Raw genomic sequence first — 16,091 nt, 5'->3', positions numbered from 1 at the left:
CAAGAAGTGGACGATGCCTATCCGCGACTGGAAAGCGGCCCTGAACCGCTTCACAATCCAGTTCGAAGAGCGGCTAGTGCCGGGTTAAACCTCAACCCGTTTACACAAAATTCCGGACACCCCCGATGCGACGATTCGCTGGGGTCAGGTTGTCCTCTTTGGCTCGGGCCAAGGCCAACCCTTCCGCTCGCCGGGCACATCCCGCTCAGGGGACGACGCGACCCCGGCTCGATTCACTTCCTCCACGGCATCGTGCAACGGCTCGGCCAACGCGTCCGTTATCATCTGAGGAAGCCCCGTCCCGAACCACTTCACCTTCTTCCGGAGGTGACCGACATACAAGTTCCAGCCGTCAGGGTTGCCATCAAAAAGGTCGTGCTGAACGGTTGACGCCAGAGCTTTCCGGTTGAGCTCCGTATCAAGCAGTTCCTTTGGCCACAGGAAGAACGCGCTCGCGACATGTGCGCTAAACTCCGGCCACCGTCATCTTCGGGGCAAGCTCCCGGAGATACCCGAAGTCCTGCAACGAATCCTCTTCCTCCGCAAGTTGAGCCACCAGCGCATCCGCGCCGACCTGTCTTGCCCAGACAGCTCAAAGCTTCGAGCATGTCCCCGAGGTGAAGCAGCAGCTCGCGTCTGTCAAACGGGTCGTCCATTGCAGTATCTCCGTCCGTTGCGTGCTTGTTCCGATGATACTCGCTTGGCTGCGGTGATTCAGCCGGCGCGCTGCACAGCACCTGCAATGATTGGTTACACGACGAAGAAGCACAGCCCGCATGACTGGCCCGTCAGGTTCGATTGATTCGGCTACCGGCGACGCCGTTGCTGCGACGGCAGCGCGTTGAACGGCGGCGGCGCTGCTTTCACGATTTTTTGACTGAGATGACCTGTCCCGTGATGTCCTCGACCAGGCTTCGCTTGTACGCTTGAGCCACCACCGCGGCGGGAGTACCTGCCGAATAGGCCTGCCCCATCGCGGCAAGTGTTTCTGAAACCCAGCCTGGGCTGATGACGTTAACGCGTGCGTTGCCGTGCATTTCGAGAGCTGCGGACCGGACGAACGCCTCGACCCCTGCATTCACGATGCCCACTACGGCACTCCCTGTGACCGGATGCAGGGAGAGAATGCCGCTGGTTAGCGTCAGGGACCCGCCTTGTGCGATGTGACCAACCGAGCACCGGACGAGATTGACCTGTCCCATCAGCTTGTTCGTCAGACTAAACGCAAAGTCTTCGTCGGTCAGCGAATCAAGCGGTGCAAATTTCGCTGCACCTGCGGCGCAAATCACGGCATCAACGGTTCCGAGTTGCCGGTACATTGACACGATGGACGCCTTGTCTGCGAGGTCCACTGACAGGTCCGGGCCATTGCGGCTCGCGCCAATGACCTGGTGGTCGGACGAGAGCAGGCGAACGATTTCCTTGCCGAGCAGTCCGGTTGCGCCAACTATCAGCACGCGCATAGGTCCTCCTTATCCGGAAGGGTCACGCCACCGCGGAGCGACGCATCACGCTCGGCGTGCAGACGAGCGAATATCGTACTACCGTTCGAGCGGGGGGAGGTCGACTGGATGACGCTGACCGGGCTACGAGCGATGCCTTGAGTTCGACCCCTCCTACGCTGATGCGCATCGTAACCTTGCCTGCTTCACGACAAACTTGGTGACCAGCAGGGCTTCGTGTGTCATTTGGGCGCCTATCGGCGGCTGAGCAGCTGACCACCCCATGCTCGTCGTGGGACTGTACGGTCTTGCATGAGCGCGCTCGGCCAACCGGCATGCTCACCCGCCGTCGCGAAGTGTAACGGTGTTCGCCGATGGTCTGACGCTGGCGGCTGTGGGCTCAGCGAGGTACCCCCTGCGTCCGATGAGCGCCATGCTCATATGGGGCCGGCGCCCGTTGGCCGTTGGAGTGGACGGTGCACTCCTGGTCGTCCGGGTATCCGCAACGTTGAGGCAGTCGACCTGGACCCAATGCTTCCGCGAGGGTATACACTGGGCTTGTCTCTTTGGCGGAGAGCATCATGAAAACGCAAAATCTCTCGGGCCCAGACAGGCTGTTGGCAGTATGGCGAAACCTGAATGCTCACGCGGCCAGCGACGGAAGGGTCGGATACGAAGTCGACCAGCTGGGACGAGTCGTCGACCATCGACGGGTGTGTCCATGGCATCAACTCCTGGTCACCGACATGTTCTGCCAGCTTGCCTCGCAGTTGGGGCCTCGCGTGGCGATGCGTCAGCCGGTATCAACCCGGTCGTTCGGTATCCGCATTGCCGACGTCGTTTGGATGCCCGAGGAGAAGTGGCCGGAAATCGATTCGGACGCCCCGTTACCTTCCGTTCCCGACTTATGCATCGAGGTGCTCGCGGACGACAATGACGCCGACCAGGTTGAGCGCAAGGCTGACGCCTACCTCAACAGCGGTGCGCAGGAAGTCATCATCGTCGGCCCCCTCGGGAAGGTTGAATTTCGAGGACTAGGCGGTCCGCGTGCGTCATCCTTGTTTCGCGTGACCCTCGAACCGGACCCGATGTTTTTCGCGTGGGCGTGACGTGCATCGGCATTGCTCGAAACATCTCTCCTAAAAGCAGTGGTGAAAATCGGACCTGGTTTCAGAGGTGGTCCCGGTCAAAGTTGTCGAAATTTCGATAAGCGAGGAGTTTCTGACCTCGCGGCGCTTCATGTGCTGGCGCCAACACAATATTGACCCGCTCGCCAACATTAGACTGACCAGCCGGGTTGGGCCGCGAGTTGTCGATGGCGGAGTTGTTTTCCCAATTGTCAAGCTGGTCAGTTCGATGTCGGCAAATGGGTGAAACTGGTACCGGCGAGAAGAGAGCACGAGGGCAAACTAGAATGTTGGAAGCAGCGTTGGACAATGTGCACGCGGCGTTGATGGGCTTTGCAGTCCAGCACGACGCGCTATTTTCGCTGTTGCTGGTCGCTCCTGCGGCCGTTGCCTGTTTTTTCGCATATTTCATCGTCCGCTACCATGTGCGGGTTGCCCCTGCCTTCATGCACGGGCGCAGGGCTGTGTCTACTGGACTCTTCGCGTTGTTCCTCACGGCCAGTGACCAGTATGCATTGCCGCGTGTACTGCGCGCACTCTCGTTCGACACGATGTGCGCCGCCATTCCGTTCATGATGCTTGCCCTTGGCGCGTGCTGGGGTGTATTCCTGGCAAGCGTCATGGCGTGGTGGCATACCCGCCTGGTTGCCCACTGAATCAGGTTCTAACAAAGTCCAACTGACAACTTGAACCTGCTCCTGCAATGCTGAAGAAGGTACTCCGGTCGCCTTCGTTCATGGCGCGTGGGCGATTGGCGTAGACCGAATCCGCTACGCGAAGCAACTGCGAGAATCGTTACGCTCCGGGCCGGGCTTATCGTCGACGTCTGAACAGGCCGGTCGGCTGTCGCGACTGATACCCGACATTTTCTCGGTTTGGCTGGCGTGAGCGTGGTTCGAGCGCCAACCTGCGAGCTTCGTCTGCCTGCGGCGAACTTTCCGACAACTCGTGGTTGTTCCACATCCAGAGGGGCAGAACTGTAATGACAGCCCAGTTAGCCATGTCCTGCACGACGACATAACTGCGGTCGTCGACTTTACTGTAGATGAGGTAGCAGCGCCGGTTGGGCGGAACCTCCCCAAGTGACACGCATCGACCTGCGTCCACCATTTCTCGAACAGAGGTTGCCGACAAGGTAGACCGTTGACTCACTCGTTCCTTCGCGTGAGGTGCGACCCACGACCGTCGATTGCTGGACCGTCTCTTCGAGAAATGCATCTTCGCCTCCCACGCATTGCTGCGGCAGTCAGGCAATCCTATTCCGGGTCGGGGCGCATCGCAACGCGGGCGATGGATGTTCTGAGGAGCTGGTCCGCGGATGCGCTGCGCCACTCGGTAGCGGCGACCGGCCATGCTGCTTGACGCTATCTATGAAGGCTGCAACGAAATCCAGGAACGTCTTGACGACCAGGGCTACAAGGTCACAGCACTTGGCAACATGGTGTAGGCGAAGCGCGCACCGCCGTGCTCGAAAACATCACGCTCGCCGCGCTTGACTGTTACTTCGAGATGCATGAGAAGGAAACTGCCTCGGAAGTCGAGTTGGCACCGACTCCTGACCGCGACGACAGTCCAGCCAGGCGCCGCCTATACCAAGCCTCGCGTGACGGGGAATCTCGGCGCTTGGTGCAGGGCGGCGCTCTTGCGCCGACTCCGACCTGAAAATACGATGCCCAACGGACCGGGAATCGTGCGCCACCAGCACACAGATTTCTTCCTGGACCGATTTGATATTCGCAGCCTGCTTGCCCTTCGGACCCATCTTGACGTCGAAGCTGACCTTCTGATTCTCTTGTAGCGACTTGAAACCTTGCCCACTGATTTCCGAGAAGTGGGCAAACAGGTCGTCCCCGCCGTCGTCCGGCGTGATAAACCCGAAGCCCTTGCCGTCGTTAAACCACTTCACTGTTCCGGTTGCCATCATCCGTTCCCAACAAAATTTGAAGAGCACACTTAATTCGGTGCACATGACCCTTACATGCATTGACAGGGGCAGTTAGCGCTTGGCGCTCAAACGCAGGGCCTGACCGCTATTCATAATTCGACAGTGAAGTTGTAGCCATCCTGCAGGATGGGGGGCAATCCGGGTAAAACGCCCTGTCGGACTACGCGATAACGCGCGAGTAGTGCACCACCAGTCCTCTCACCGCCTGTGTCGCGTATCGCGCAAAGCGCGTCGCAACGGGGTGACGCATTCTGAGGTGGCAGCTTATAGTAGAAACACGGCCGCGTCAGTGGCCAGGCGCCCCTTCTGTCACGGGACAAAACATGTTTTACGGGGAAACGTACGATGGCGAACTCGACTGTTTCGGGTCACGCGACGCAAGAGCATACGCCAGCGTCACTGCAGGTGCTTGCCGACTATCTTGAGCTGGCGCTCGACGATGGTGAGAGCGTGGTCGTAATGCGGGACGGCACAAGCGTACGCTCCGTGTACATTGGTAACCCAACGGGTTCACTCGACGACTTGGTCGAGCATGGGACGGTCGCCGCGTACCTGGCGGGCGAGATGCTCGCGTTGACGGAGGCCGGCGTGAATCGGATGACAGCCAATGGCGAGACGTATCGGTTCACGCGAAGTGTCAGGTACATCGCCGACCGACAGGTTGTGGTTTTCGCGCCGACGTGAGTTGGGCGCCTCCAGCCGGCGAAAGGGCCGGACGGCCGAAGAAGCCCGGAGACACATCCGCTCTGACTCCGCGCGTCTGCCGGCGTGAACACGAGGCGCGACGCTCAAAAGGCCGCCGTGCCGCGATAGTCAGGCAACAGAACAGAAATATAGTCCCCGCGCAACGGAGCGCACACCTCTGCGAGCCTGTTCGCCACGCTGGCACAATGCCCTCGCTGCTACGTCCTTGCCTTGACACCTGTGCCGGCGGGCGGGACACTCAGCCCGGGTCGTTGTGCGGCCGACGTCTTGCAAAGCGCTGGGTAACTCAAACCTCTGAGATTCCAATCTGACGGGTTACGTCGAACGTCGACTGGAATATAGACCGCGAAAAAGGAGAAGCTCTATGGCGCATGCACTGTCATTTTCGCAACTGTATTCAGACTCGGTCGGCGAAAGTCATTTTGCGTCGGTTAGCATCGAGCTGCTCACCCGCAACTTCGCGCCGCCCGCAGAATCCTTTGACGTGTCGGATTTCGCGGCAGCGACCCGCTACGGATTTGTGCGGCTGCCGAGCGGATGGGTCGGCGACCTTCATCCTTCGCCCATGTGCCTGTGGGTATTTTTTCTCAGCGGGGAGATTGAGTTCGAGGCCAGTGACGGCGAGCGACGTCGCGTCGCGGCAGGAGCCGCGATACTGCTTGAGGACACGACCGGCAAGGGGCATCAGAGTCGTGTCATCGGCGACGGGCCAGCGCTTCTCGCCGTGGTTCAACTTTGACGTCGTGGTTCCCTTTGGCAGGGGCGCGAGCCCGAGCCGTCGCGGTTAAGTCGTGCTCGGGAAGGTGAGGTCCGAGCCGTGGTTGCGCGCTGTATCCCACGGTCGAGCCGCCCTGAACCGGGCGAGGGCCACTTCCGACACGTGCGCGACGCCACGCATGAAGCTGAAGCGCCGTTTGCTTGTCAGCAGAGCGGATAGCGAATAGATACGGGCAGGTTAGTCAGGGACGCTGCTGTGGCGAATTCGAGTATCCCGCGAGCAACTTGAGTACAAGACTCCGGACAGCGAACTCTAGAGAAGGAAATGCAATGTCCCAAAGTATTCTGATTGTTGAAGACGAACCCGCTATTGCCGAACTATTGACCGTCCACATAAAGTACGCAGGCTACCATCCGCTGCCAGCACGGGATGTCGAAGGAGCGAACGCGCTGGTATCCGAACGGTTGCCCGACCTCATCGTCCTGGACTGGATGCTACCTGGCACATCTGGCCTGTCCTTCCTACGCAGGCTGCGTGCAGACTCGCGTACGACGGAGGTGCCGGTCATCATGCTGACGGCATGCACCGAAGAACGCGACCTGCTGGACGGTCTGGAGGCCGGTGCCGACGACTACATGTCCAAGCCATTCTCCCCGAAGGAACTGATGGCTCGTATCGGAGCGGTCCTGCGACGGCGCGCCCCCGAGCTTGCCAACCACGCAGTGACGGTAAATGGCCTGACGCTCGACCCTTCAACCCGGCGCGTCTACGTCGAAGACGATGGTGCGCAGCTTCCAGTGCGTCTTGGCCCGACGGAGTTCAATCTTCTGCATTTTTTTCTCACGCACCCGGAGCGCGTCCACAGCCGGACCCTGCTTCTGGACCAGGTCTGGGGCAACCATGTGTTTATTGAGGAGCGCACGGTCGACGTCCATATCAAACGACTTCGCTCGGCGCTGAAACCAGTCAGCTATGAAAGCAGCATCGAAACGGTGCGTGGAAGCGGCGACATGTTTTCCCGGACCTCCCCGTCTCAGCGCACGGAGACTGCGATATAGGCAACGAGATTGCCGTGGCACATCGCGCTGCCATCGCGGCGCGATATACACCGCAAACGGAACAAGGGCCTATTGAACCGCTCCGCGCGTACCTACATCATCACCAGCTACGCATATGGCTATAAACCCGCGACGCACGGCGAAGCATTCGAGCATCATCGTTCTGCAAGCGCGTCATCGATAAGCCGTCGGGCGGCACTAAACCCCGCCAGCAGGCCTTCAGCCTCGGTGGCGAAAGTCCGTTCGCCTTCGTCAAAGAGCCGCGCCGGGGGAAACTCGCGTCCGGACAGCTGATGTCGCACAGCAATCTTCACCACGAGACCTCCCGACGCGACTACCGAGCCCGCGACGACAGCGGCCGCCACCGACTCGACTTCAAGGGTCGCCTCGAAGCCCCGATAATCATATGCACGCCGCATAGCAACCTCTCATGACGATTAGTGCGTTCGTAGATTGTCGCGCTGTATGTGTCCGTTCGCCGGTCTCTAGAGTCGCTTGTTCCGAGTGAACGGCGGTGTGGGCGCCGCCGCCCTGTCACTATGAGCTTTGGCGTACGCGGTGACAAATTTGAGCACTGGCCTCGTGCCGGGCATGCCGCCAACAGAGCCGGAACTTGGCCTGCACGACGCAGGAATCCTCCCAGACCGCAACCACTAAAGCCGGACCACAATAATTTCTGCGCTCTCTCTACAGGGGCGTACTGTCCGAACGGGCGCAGGCGAGCCTTCCTTAGGACATCAGCGAATCCGAAGCCGATTCAATTGGCGCTCCCCGGTCTCAGGCGTATCCGAAGCGGAGCGTGCGGGCGGCTTCCACCCGCCCGGAAGTACGGTGGCAATTGCGTGCTTCATGATGGATTGCGAGCCTCTGGTCGACCCCAGCTCGACGGTGTAGCGGTCGAATGATTCGATTTTTCCGGTCAGACGGATGCCGCTCTTGAGAAAGACGCTTACAGCTGTCTTGTCTCTGGACAACATCTGGAGAAACCCGTCTTGTACGGAGGATGGAAGGACCATCAGGAACTCCAGCGATATGGATGTGAACAGTCGATGGTAATGCGGCTGCGGCATTCCATCAGGGCGAGTACGGCGAAATGCCGATGTCTAACGGCTGCCCTCTCACAAAGCTGACCCGGTCAGGGTGAATTCAAGTCTCTTTTCTCGACCACGGCATTGAAGGCTTCCCGAGCGTCTTTCAGTTCCTGCATTGCCGCCGCGAATCTGGCCAGTTCCAGCGTCGATGGTTGCTAATTTTGGTCTTCTACGTAGTGCGCTTCCAGCCTTAGTGACGCGGCTTGTACTTAGCGCGCGGCGCTCACCACGCGCTCAAGGGCGCGTGCCTCCGCCGAGACCTTTTTTCCTTCATCGTCGTTGTTTCCAGTGACCGGGCGCGACCACCGTCCGAGCCCGTCGGTCGGCGTTATGAGCGATGCTTCCCCCGACACTGCTTGCATTGGAAGCGTTGCAATGCGCTGACTCTAAAATATGCGTCGCATTCAATCGGTGCGAATCATCACAGTTGGTGCTGCGGGAGCTGTTATCTGCCCGCAAAGTCTGCTGCCGACAATACTATCGGTACGCCGGCTCTCTTGAGCATCCTTCGTTCAACGGTCGCCGTAATGCGCTGTTGTCCGTCGGCGAATGCTGTCAATACGCGCGCCTCGGTCGCGCCTGCGGGCAACCAGAAATGCTGTTGGAGCGCGTCGCGGCTGATTGAGCATTGCACCGACTGGTTGCGAACAGATACAACAAAAACAACCGCTTTTCCGTCTGATGAAAGGCAGGGTGCTGCGGCGAGGGTGTCGTCCATGGTTGTATCGATTCCTTATTGACCAAAACGCAGGTTTGCCGCTGGCGCCACTGGAGTAGCAGGTCAGTCATAAATCAAACGGGCCCCAGGGTAGGCTGTCGAGTCGGTTCGTTAAGCGGAAGCGTCACCGCAGCCCATAGGGTAGCGGGCGCAGTGCAGTCAGGATGGTTCGCAGCGGCGCCTGTCCCGACCCGATAGCCTGGGACTTCCTCCCCTTGTAGTTGCTTTTGCAACCCATTCGCGACTTCGATGGCGTGGTGCAATAGAAACTCCGCAGTGGCTCTGGATGAGGTGAGTCCACCTACGTGTGCGAGCCCCTCTGGCGGTTGGCTAAACTCATCGATTGCTCCGGACTGGAGACTGGCACTTCAGGCCGGAAGGCATCGATGCTTTCCAGCAGTCTCTGCAGTCGTTGTTGTTGGTTCGGTAAGAGTCCCGGCGTCGCAAGTGCCTGAAGCACTCGCCCACGCCAGTAAGTTCTGGAGAAGAGAGAATCCGCGCCTTCTGCGCCCAGCACCTGCTCGAGATGCGCTATTGCGGCGTCGATGTCGCGGAACGTGTAGGGGCTTTTGCCCGTCGAACCTCTGTCGGTGGCGGTCATTGCATGCGCTCTGATTTACCTGCTTTTTCTGTCCGGCATGTGCACGGAAGAACGGTGGCACTCAACTGTTCTGCTATAAAAAATATATCAATTTTGTCGAAAGTTGACATCAAGCAATACAGCAAGCGGGCTGCTGAAATAACCCAATCGCACGGCACCATGCTGCAAGCAAGTATGGTTAGCTCCCGGTTTCCGGCGGGGAACATGTGCCATGTGCCGTCGTCGTGCCGGAAGAAAAAAAGCGCAACCGAAGCTTCCGGTCGCTGTGCCTCAACGCGCACATAGCGCCGCCGGCTAGTGCCAGTGCGACTGAATCGGGTTACCCGAACCGGCGTCGCGGCAGCTGGTGTCAGCCACTTTTCAACGAGGAACCGCAGGGACCTTTCTGCTGTTCTTCATCCGCTCCTCCGCAGCTTCGTTGCGGTCGTCCCGGCGTTGCCATGCAGCATTCGCCTGGATGAACCTTCGGCCGCGAGAAATGTGGTCGCGTGCCGTGTTTGATGCCGGACGAAATCAAACGAAGCTACGGCTGGTGACCTGCGCAACTTTTCCTGAAAACTTCTGGCTCAAGAGACGAGTTTCGTGACAGCGTACGAGGCGTGCTGGGGGCTCCCGGGCGCGACAGGCCACCGCCCGAAAAAAGCGAGCCGGGGCTCCCGTGGTAGATTTGACGGGCGGTCGACCGGGACAGGACGCTATTACTTCTTGCCGGTTTCGACCGGTGCCGGAACCTTTTAAGCCCGCTTGGTCGAAGCCGCCGCCGCGCTGATGTTGCTTTCGACGAGCTGCACCGCCTGCTTTGCGGCCTTCCTCGCAGTTTCATACGTTGTGCTGACCGTCTCGTTTGCCGTGTTGATAAACGTCTTCCATGCCGCGACAGCGTTTTCGCTGCCTGCAGGCGCTTTTTTCGCAAGGCTGTCGACAAAGGCCTGCGCATCTTGCTGGTACTGCTTGCCTTGCGCTTCGGCAACCGCCGCGAATTCGGCCTGGGTGCTGGAGATGATTTCGTAAGCGTGGCGCCAGTACGACTGGGCTTTTTCCAGGATTGGTTGAGCCTGGCTTGCCTGTTGTGCGAACAACGCCTGCGGGGCTCCAGCTGAAAACGCCTTGACCAGGATTTCCTGATTATCGCCGAGGCTTGATTTGACCGCCTGCATGTTCAGTTCGACCAGATTCTCAACGCCGGCGAAAGCTTTGTTCAGGTGTCCAAACGTTGTGTCAACACCGGCTTTTTGTGTGGCAACAATTTGTTCCGGGGTAAGACCGCTCATCACTAACTCCATGGAGGGTGAAGTGACCGTCGTCAGCAAGTCCGATGAATGAAATCGCGAACCATAGGTCACGAAAAGGAAAGATTGGCGCAATGCAGCAGCATCCCATTCTATGGGGGAGCGCGTGAATGTCAATCCATCGCAGCGACGCGTGGTACGTGAGAATCAGGTCAAATGCCCCGTTGATATGGGTGACATACGGATTCCAGGGGAAACCCTGGAAACATTCCCGGACGCCGGCAAAATGTCAGAGGCGGCTTTTGCCGGGATGTGTGCTGCGCTGCAAAAGTGGCGCAATCCAGGCCGGAGCCGACGATGAGTGCTCCGAAATTGCGTGACGAAAGTCGTTGCCTGCGCATACAGTTCGTCATCGGAAAAGCCGAAGCACGGACTCGATGTGGCACAAGGCCTCGCGAAATTTATTTTTCGTTTGACACCAGTGTGCACGCGAAGGAATAGTTGTACCGCGACTCTCACGGTAGTCCGGTCGTCATGCAGCGTCACGGCAGAGTGCAACCTGGTGTCACGAGGCTGTCATGGCGGACGCATAGATTCATTTGGCATCGAGAAGAATCGGTGCTGAATCGCATAAAAAATAAGCTGAGAGACCTTAAGAAGATGAATCGGGCTACCCTAAATATCGACCATCTCGAGCGTACTGCCGGGAATGACCGCCTCAGGCGCGCCTTGGCCGCACGGCTCGACAGGGCATTCAAACGGGCCGGCTGCAGTTCGGCGCGTGCAGCGAGATGGCTGGGCGTGAGGGAATACGACGTGCAATATTGGCGACGCGGAATCAGCGTCGTGCCGCTGAACGTTTGTATGCGTTTGGCCACCGTCCGCCATCTCGACGTTCACAGGATTTGCACCGGGCAGACCCAGGTCGCCTGATTCGCATCTTACTGAAATCGCAGGATACGGAGGCGGTGTCACGTGGGGCTTCATACGTTCTGAAGCTTGCCCCTCGGTCGGCATCGCGCTCGCGACGACGCGCCTGCCGGTATCGCTGAGCGGGGTATCGATGTGAGACTAGCGAAACGCAACCGGGCGTCTGACGATGTCCTATGCACCAGTGATTACGAGGATGGAGCTGGCGCGTGGCGCTTCACATATTGCGAGCGCGCTACACGAGGAAACTGTGCGGGCGGCGGTCAGGAAGACCATCCTTCTGTTCGATGTCTTGCATAGACGCGGACACGTGTAGTCGCGCCAGCCAGCGTGACTACTGCCGCAAAGCCTTGGATGTGTTCGGTGTAACAGGAGGCGATTCTCGCAGTTGCTGTCTCTGCCACATTCTCATCTGGCACGCGACGCGGTCGCAAACCGTATCACCAGCCATCGGCGTCTTTCGGGGAAAAGTGGTGTTCGCGTTTTCATGGGGTGCGTCACGGTCTTCAGCGCACGCCAGCCAACGTGAGCTGTGTCGTCCGGGGCGCCTCAACGGGTAAGCGTCTTATTTAATCGTTCAGCCCGTCGAGCAACGTATGTACCACGCTTGCGGCGGCGGAAGTACACGACGCAGGCGGTTGACAGCGCAGAGGCAAACTATCCGAAGATTCTATGGAGCTGACGATGGCCACAAGCCGCAACTCTGCATTGAAGAGAATCAACCGGTCGGAAATTCCCGGGACGGGCGACAAACTCGGACCCGCACTCGCGCCGGTTGCAGTCGCGTTTGCAGGGGAGCTCGCGGTCCTGTTGGCGGCTGTCCTAAGTGGTCGAAAGAAAAGAACGCTCGACCGACTTTCGCAGGCTCTCAGCGACGCCGTTCCCGAGTTACTTCGACGTGTTGTTGCGGAGGAATTGCTCGCAGGAGGAGAGGCGGAATCAGAGCGTTGCGCGATGCTCGTCGCCGCACTACATGCGGGCGCGACACCTGCGCCCCGAATATCCTGCGGGCAAATGCCGGGAGCCGATGCAGACCGGAGCACAGACTGAATGTCGACAGAGTCGGTTGCGTCCAGGCAGAGCGGGCCGCCACTTTAATCCCGTCATGAGCGTCGAGCAAATGATTGGAAGCCCCTTCTTCCTGGCGACGGCTAGTCCCCGTTATCAATCGGCAGGCCCTGGTCTTGATAACACCGGACTCGCTCGTGGTGGTATGGCTTCAATCCCACCCGGACGCGTGAAGCTACCCGAGCAACGTTGTGGCTCTTCAGGATGGTTCGGATTCTCCTTTTTTACCCGTACGTATGCGGCACCACATACGAACAATCTTTTTTTGTTTGACGCCGGTGTACACGCGATGGAATAGTTGTACCAGCAACTATCACGCAGTCCGACTGGCATCCAGGGCGCCGGCGAGAGGTCTACATGGCGCCATGGGGCCGTCATGACAAGCACGTAGATTCGACCGGCACCAAAAGAGTCAGTGAATTGCATAAAAATAAATTCTGAGAGAAGTTAGACAAGATGAATCGACATACCCAAAGCATGGGTCTACTCGAGCGCAGTGCCGGGAATGACCGCCTGAGGCGCGCCTTGGCTGCACGCCTCGACAGGGCATTGAAGCGGACCGGCATCAGTTCGGCACGCGCAGCTAACTGCCTGGGCGTGAGTGAATACGACGTGCAATATTGGCGACGCGGTATCACCGTCCCGCCGCTGAACGCTTGCATGCGTCTCGCCACTGTCCTCCATCTCGATATTCACTGGCTTTGCACAGGGCAGCCTCATGCCTCCTGATTCGCATCTCGTGGGAATCGTGGGCCAAGGGAGTTTCTCTCCCGTAGATGCCCATACGTTCTGATGTTCGCAGCTCAGTGAGCGTCGCGCGCGCAATGCTGCACCCGCGTGCGTTTCCTGAGGCGGCACAGCAGGCATTTTCCGCAGAACCCGGGGATATCGATGTGAAGGCAGTTAAACGAAACAGGGCGTCCGACGAAGCACTGCGCCTGAATAAATACGAGGTGGAGTTGGCGAGGGGCGCTTCACATATCGCAAGCACGCTGTACGAGGAAAGCATGCTGGCGGCGGTCAGGGAAACCATTCTTCAGTTCGAGGCCCCGCACGGACGTGACGACCTGATGACCTTTGCGCATGCCCTTCTCAGAAGATTGGAACTGCGTGAGAAGCCGGCGGCGGCCAAGGTACTCCATGACTTTATAGAGTGTGGCCGTTTGCCAGAAGAGATACCCAGCACGCCGCCCAGACCTGTGTCTGCTCGCAAGCCCGTCGCCCGCAAAGTGGACGGCACGGACTCACGGAAGTCTGAGGCACGCGTAACGGCGAAAGGCGCGTGAATTCAAGCGAGCCACAGAGCCCGGAACAGCTTGGCCGACAGGGGCAATCGCACCAGGCGAAGTTCGGCGCTGTTTTCCCATTGGCGCTGGTTGGTACTGCATCGACAACGAACACGAGTGCGTGAGTAGTCGGGTCTAACGTCGCAGCCGCGATGCAGCCCAACGTGCCAGAAGGAAGAGGATGCGTAGCTTCCTTCTCGCAGGAGAGATGTCGGTTGCGGAAAAATGGCGCGAGACATACTGGCAACGAATTAACCGAAAGGGCTGCTTTTTGAAACCGCCTTGCTGCCTGTCAATGACCATGAAGTGGTTGCGGGTTCGACCTCAAGACGAGGGGTTACCGCAGCCGGCAACGTCGCTAGACGGGGCGGCGTGGCGAGTAGAAGCGTCTTTAATCCTTAACCGCAACAACAGCCGGGGGAAGAGCATGTCAAAGCGAATCGCTTACGTAACTGGGGGCATGGGTGGAATTGGCACAGAAATTTGTCAGCGGTTGTTCAAAGACGGATTCACGGTCGTCGCCGGTTGTGGGCCCAACTCGCCCCGGCGGGAAAGATGGCTGAAGGAGCAGGAGGCGCTGGGATTTTCCTTTACCGCTTCGGAAGGGAATGTTGGTGACTGGGAGTCCACCGAGGCGGCGTTTGCCAAGGTGAAGAAGGCCGTCGGAGAGATTGACGTGCTGGTGAATAACGCTGGCATTACGCGGGATGGAACGTTTCGCAAGATGTCCAGCGAGAACTGGAACGATGTCATTGACACGAACCTGACGAGCCTTTTCAACGTCACCAAGCAGGTCATCGAAGGGATGGTTAGCAGGGAGTGGGGCCGGATAATCAACATCTCGTCCGTGAACGGGCAGAAGGGGCAATTCGGTCAAACCAACTATTCGACTGCCAAGGCGGGCATTCACGGCTTCACGATGTCGCTTGCGCAGGAAGTGGCGACCAAGGGCATCACGGTGAACACGGTCTCGCCGGGCTACATCGGAACGGATATGGTTCGGGCGGTGCGTCCCGAAGTGCTGGACGCCATCGTCCAGAGCATTCCGGTAGGCCGTCTCGGCGAAGCCAGCGAGATTGCTTCGATTGTTGCCTGGCTTGCCAGTGACGAATCAGCCTTTGCGACAGGGGCTGACTTCTCGCTGAACGGCGGTCTGCACATGGGATAGGAACAGTCGCAGAGCACACGGATGTCCGCATCAAGGCGCAGGCCGCGACTCTCTAGAAGGCGTCGGGGCATCCCGGCGCGTGGCGGGCAACAATCTTTCACGAGGCGCAGTCCAGGGTGGTTTCGACATGCATCGGACATATGGCTACAAGAATTTCATCGTCGACGTGGAGACCGAGTCCACTGACGGGAGCCGCAGCGGCACCGTTCTTTCCGTGCCAGGCGGGTACGTCGCCGTTGTGCGCATATCTTCTGCCGCGAGTCCTGCGCCAGTCGAGAAATTGCGCGTCACCAGGGACGATGGCAGCCCGTTCGTTACGGAAGCGGAAGCCCTGATGCGTGGCTATGGCGTAGCCCAGCGCATCGTCGACGACATGATAGCCTTGGCCAAGCCTGGGCCAAAGCGTTGAGCAGGCCTTTCAGCGGGGCCCTTGAGCGTCATTCGCTGGTCCCACGGAAAGATGCGCAGAGCACGGCGCGAAGCGACAGCCGCGCAAGCTTCCATCTGCTCAGCAAGTGTGCGGCGCTATCGCTGCAATGAAACGGGTTACTCGCAAAACCCGCTGCACGATGAGCCGCGCTCCCATCGGACGCCGACACTGTAACGGTGAGAGGCAAGAATGAAGAAGACTATGGTGATTCGGCACGCTGAGAAGCCGGTCAAAGGGCTGGCAATGGGTGTCGACGAGCGTGGGGTAGGCGATAACGGACATCTGACTGTCAGGGGTTGGCAGAGAGCTGGAGCATTGGCTCGATTCTTCAGCCCGGTCACTGGAAATTTCGCCGAACCGCCGTGACTGACAGTTTCTGTAGTCTGTCGCAGAGAGGACGCATGCGCTGTCAATTGCTCAAGATTCGTTGCCCGCTTTTCTGAACGAAGCCGGGGGTGTCCGGAATTTTGTGTAAACGGGTTGAGGTTTAACCCGGCACTAGCCGCTCTTCGAACTGGATTGTGAAGCGGTTCAGGGCCGCTTTCCAGTCGCGGATAGGCATCGTCCACTTCTTG

15 protein-coding genes and 2 pseudogenes are annotated in these 16,091 nt (G+C 58.9%); 9 read left to right on the top strand and 8 right to left on the bottom strand.

Annotation, left to right across the window (positions count from 1 at the left end; genetic code table 11):
• Positions 1–144 precede the first annotated feature (144 nt).
• Positions 145–656 (bottom strand): annotated as a pseudogene (locus F6X42_RS46175) (hypothetical protein).
• A 207-nt stretch (positions 657–863) separates the two neighbouring features.
• The gene (locus tag F6X42_RS39450; RefSeq protein WP_187639253.1) at positions 864–1,463 is read right to left on the bottom strand and encodes a short chain dehydrogenase; all 600 of its coding nucleotides are present in this window, start codon (positions 1,461–1,463) and stop codon (positions 864–866) included.
• Between the two features lie 560 nt (positions 1,464–2,023).
• Between F6X42_RS39450 and F6X42_RS39440 the strand changes: the two genes are divergently transcribed.
• Positions 2,024–2,551: a Uma2 family endonuclease gene (locus F6X42_RS39440; RefSeq protein WP_187639252.1), complete on the top strand. Its 528-nt coding sequence runs from the start codon at positions 2,024–2,026 to the stop codon at positions 2,549–2,551.
• A gap of 305 nt (positions 2,552–2,856) precedes the next feature.
• Positions 2,857–3,225, top strand: a complete 369-nt coding sequence (locus F6X42_RS39435) for a hypothetical protein (RefSeq protein ID WP_187639251.1) — start codon at positions 2,857–2,859, stop codon at positions 3,223–3,225.
• A gap of 1,070 nt (positions 3,226–4,295) precedes the next feature.
• On the opposite strand, the pseudogene F6X42_RS39430 reads toward F6X42_RS39435, so the two are convergent.
• Positions 4,296–4,490: pseudogene (locus tag F6X42_RS39430) on the bottom strand (cold-shock protein); the annotation flags it as partial.
• A 369-nt stretch (positions 4,491–4,859) separates the two neighbouring features.
• Between F6X42_RS39430 and F6X42_RS39425 the strand changes: the two are divergent.
• From F6X42_RS39425 to phoB, 3 genes are all read left to right on the top strand, one after another.
• Positions 4,860–5,198: a hypothetical protein gene (locus F6X42_RS39425; protein WP_187639250.1), complete on the top strand. Its 339-nt coding sequence runs from the start codon at positions 4,860–4,862 to the stop codon at positions 5,196–5,198.
• 385 nt (positions 5,199–5,583) lie between these two features.
• A complete protein-coding gene (locus F6X42_RS39420) occupies positions 5,584–5,958 on the top strand; it encodes a cupin domain-containing protein (RefSeq protein ID WP_187639249.1) in 375 nt (124 codons plus the stop codon).
• A gap of 308 nt (positions 5,959–6,266) precedes the next feature.
• Positions 6,267–6,995, top strand: coding sequence for a phosphate regulon transcriptional regulator PhoB (phoB, locus tag F6X42_RS39415; protein ID WP_187639248.1), 729 nt, complete (start codon positions 6,267–6,269; stop codon positions 6,993–6,995).
• Between the two features lie 155 nt (positions 6,996–7,150).
• Here the strand turns inward: phoB and F6X42_RS39410 are convergent, their stop codons facing one another.
• From F6X42_RS39410 to phaP, 5 genes are all read right to left on the bottom strand, one after another.
• On the bottom strand, positions 7,151–7,312 hold the full coding sequence (locus F6X42_RS39410) for a hypothetical protein (RefSeq protein ID WP_187639247.1): 162 nt from the start codon (positions 7,310–7,312) through the stop codon (positions 7,151–7,153).
• A 420-nt stretch (positions 7,313–7,732) separates the two neighbouring features.
• Positions 7,733–8,011, bottom strand: a complete 279-nt coding sequence (gene hfq / locus F6X42_RS39405; RefSeq protein ID WP_187639246.1) for an RNA chaperone Hfq — start codon at positions 8,009–8,011, stop codon at positions 7,733–7,735.
• Between the two features lie 520 nt (positions 8,012–8,531).
• The gene (locus F6X42_RS39400) at positions 8,532–8,804 is read right to left on the bottom strand and encodes a DUF1488 family protein (RefSeq protein WP_187639245.1); all 273 of its coding nucleotides are present in this window, start codon (positions 8,802–8,804) and stop codon (positions 8,532–8,534) included.
• A 301-nt stretch (positions 8,805–9,105) separates the two neighbouring features.
• On the bottom strand, positions 9,106–9,405 hold the full coding sequence (locus tag F6X42_RS39395; protein WP_246530488.1) for a hypothetical protein: 300 nt from the start codon (positions 9,403–9,405) through the stop codon (positions 9,106–9,108).
• 734 nt (positions 9,406–10,139) lie between these two features.
• Positions 10,140–10,676 carry a TIGR01841 family phasin gene (gene phaP, locus F6X42_RS39390; protein ID WP_187639244.1) on the bottom strand — a complete coding sequence of 179 codons (537 nt, stop codon included), beginning with the start codon at positions 10,674–10,676 and terminating at the stop codon, positions 10,140–10,142.
• Positions 10,677–13,088: 2,412 nt separating this feature from the next.
• Here phaP and F6X42_RS46170 point away from each other — a divergent pair.
• The 4 genes from F6X42_RS46170 to F6X42_RS39375 all read left to right on the top strand — a co-directional run bounded on the left by F6X42_RS46170 (position 13,089) and on the right by F6X42_RS39375 (position 15,495).
• Positions 13,089–13,361, top strand: coding sequence for a helix-turn-helix domain-containing protein (locus F6X42_RS46170; RefSeq protein WP_376776512.1), 273 nt, complete (start codon positions 13,089–13,091; stop codon positions 13,359–13,361).
• 95 nt (positions 13,362–13,456) lie between these two features.
• Positions 13,457–13,918: a hypothetical protein gene (locus F6X42_RS39385; RefSeq protein WP_187639243.1), complete on the top strand. Its 462-nt coding sequence runs from the start codon at positions 13,457–13,459 to the stop codon at positions 13,916–13,918.
• Between the two features lie 427 nt (positions 13,919–14,345).
• Positions 14,346–15,086 carry a 3-ketoacyl-ACP reductase gene (locus tag F6X42_RS39380; RefSeq protein WP_187639242.1) on the top strand — a complete coding sequence of 247 codons (741 nt, stop codon included), beginning with the start codon at positions 14,346–14,348 and terminating at the stop codon, positions 15,084–15,086.
• Positions 15,087–15,165: 79 nt separating this feature from the next.
• Positions 15,166–15,495 (top strand): hypothetical protein, encoded by a 330-nt coding sequence (locus F6X42_RS39375; RefSeq protein WP_187639241.1) that lies wholly within the window; start codon positions 15,166–15,168, stop codon positions 15,493–15,495.
• The last annotated feature ends 596 nt before the right edge of the window (positions 15,496–16,091 follow it).

Origin of the sequence: Paraburkholderia podalyriae (assembly GCF_014397785.1) — a bacterium.
In the GTDB taxonomy this organism is placed as follows: domain Bacteria; phylum Pseudomonadota; class Gammaproteobacteria; order Burkholderiales; family Burkholderiaceae; genus Paraburkholderia; species Paraburkholderia podalyriae.
This window is presented reverse-complemented; position numbering and strand designations above follow the sequence as displayed.